Source organism: Candidatus Thermoplasmatota archaeon, assembly GCA_034660695.1.
Lineage (GTDB): Archaea > Thermoplasmatota > E2 > UBA202 > DSCA01 > JAYEJS01.
Genome location: JAYEJS010000064.1, coordinates 1 through 1,748 on the forward strand (window position 1 = coordinate 1; position 1,748 = coordinate 1,748).

The window sequence follows — 1,748 nt, forward strand, 5'->3', positions numbered from 1 at the left end:
ACCCGATATTCCTACAAAATCGTAACGTGGTAGTTTTTACTGCTGAATCGTAAGTTTTTCTGATAGATAAAAATTCATAGTCACCTTGCCAGAAAAAATGAGACGTTACAAAATTTCAGGAATATCTTTAGACCCTAAAAAATTTATATGAAAATTAAATGCTTTTAGAAAAGTTTATAAATTAACATCCAATATATAGACGTTCATAAAATGAACGTTAAAAATTTGGATGTTAAAGAAGATGAAAAACATGAAAAAGAAAATATTATTAGTTAACGCAAATTTTGTTCACAACCATAGCGTTTTTACTAAGCTCCTAATTAAAACTATAGTTAATCCTTCTCTGGTACTACCATACGTTGCTGCATCGATTCCAACTGATCGGTACTCAATAAGGCTTGTTGATGATGCTTACCAAGATGTTGATTTTAATGAAGAATGTGATCTTGTTGGGATATCAACAGCAACTCCCTCTGCACCAAGAGCCTACTATATAGCAGATGAATTTAGAAGGGTAGGAAAGACGGTTGTCATCGGGGGGCTTCATCCCTCTGCCCTGCCTGAAGAAGCCGCAGAACATGCAGATGCTGTAGTTATTGGAGAGGCAGAACTAAGCCTTCCCCAGCTATTGAAAGATTTTGAAAATAATTCGTTAAAAAAGTTTTATAATAATAGCAAGAATAAGATTGGTTCGAAAAAGATACCCCTGCCGAGAAGAGATTTAAATGGAATGAATCCTCTTCTTGCAGGCATTCAAACATCACGTGGATGCCCATATAATTGTGAATTCTGCATGCTCGCTAGCATCAATGGAACGGCATATCGACCTATACCTACAGATAACGTGATTAAAGATATACAGAGAATTCCAAGGAAGTTTTTAATTATGATTCATGATTCATCATTAACTATCGATCCGGATTACACAAAAGTACTATTTAAACAAATGCAATCGTTGAACAAAAGATTTATGTGCTATGGAAGCGCCCCTGTGTTAGCCAAAAACGAAGAAATAATAAAATTATCAAAAAGGGCAGGATGTGTATACTGGTCAATAGGGTTTGAGAGCATATCACAGAACTCCTTAGACGAGGTAAACAAAGGGTATAATGTAGAAATGTATGCATCTGTAATAAAAAAAATCAAAAAATATGGAATAGGAGTTTTCGGCTCTTTTGTCTTTGGTTTTGACAATGACACACCCGACATTTTTGACAATACAATAGAAACTGTACAAAGTTGGGGCATCGATGCAGCCGAATTTAACATATTGACCCCCTTTCCTGGAACAAAGATATATCATCGTTTCGAGCGAGAGGGGAGAATCCTTACAAAGGACTGGTCAAAATATGATTTGCAACACGTGGTTTTTCAACCAAAGCAGGTGTCTCCTGAAGAGCTGTTCGATGGGGTGAGGAATGTATCAAAGACATTTTATTCCATTCCTAACATTTTAGGTAGAGAGTTTTCTGTTAGAATACAAAACATACCAAAATTTTTGTATACTGTAGGGCTGAACACAGGAATGAGAATATTCCATAGGAAAGGGTTCAAATTTTATAGAAAACAAGTCTCTTACAATTTAGCTGATGAATTGTCGATAAAAAAGCGAGAAGAAAAAGATATTCCTACAAAATCGTAACGTGGTAGTTTTTACTGCTGAATCGTAAGTTTTTCTGATAGATAAAAATTCATAGTCACCTTGCCAGAAAAAATGAGACGTTACAAAATTTCAGGAATATCTGGTG

The 1,748-nt window shown here is 35.2% G+C and carries 1 protein-coding gene; it reads left to right on the forward strand.

Annotation, left to right across the window (positions count from 1 at the left end):
• The first annotated feature begins 250 nt into the window (after window positions 1–250).
• A complete protein-coding gene (locus U9O96_03130; GenBank protein MEA2054100.1) occupies window positions 251–1,642 on the forward strand; it encodes a radical SAM protein in 1,392 nt (463 codons plus the stop codon).
• The last annotated feature ends 106 nt before the right edge of the window (window positions 1,643–1,748 follow it).

Excerpts from the sequence above, each read along its gene's own strand:
- U9O96_03130 (MEA2054100.1), top strand. The coding sequence starts at position 251 with ATGAAAAAGAAAATATTATTAGTTAACGCAAATTTTGTTCACAACCAT.